This window comes from Nocardioides cremeus, assembly GCF_030518195.1.
GTDB classification, from domain to species: domain Bacteria; phylum Actinomycetota; class Actinomycetes; order Propionibacteriales; family Nocardioidaceae; genus Nocardioides; species Nocardioides cremeus.
Genome location: NZ_JAULSC010000411.1, coordinates 1 through 227 on the forward strand (window position 1 = coordinate 1; position 227 = coordinate 227).

Sequence of the window (227 nt, forward strand, 5' to 3'; positions counted from 1 at the left end):
CGATGCTGAAGATCAAGCACGAGCGCACCGCCGACGTGGTGCTGGCCGGCATGCGCGAGCACAAGACCTCCACGCCCGAGCGACCGCTGCTCGGCAGCCTGCTGCTGGGGCTGTGGAGCGTGGGCGACGACGGGCCGGTGCTGCAGCACATCGGCGTCAGCGCCAGCTTCACCGAGAAGCGACGCGCCGAGCTGTGGGACGAGCTCTCCGACCTGGCCTGCCCGATC

General features: G+C 70.5%; 1 pseudogene. It reads left to right on the forward strand.

Features of this window, described 5'->3' with window-relative positions:
• Positions 1–227, forward strand: a pseudogene (locus tag QWJ41_RS21545) (ATP-dependent DNA ligase); the annotation flags it as partial.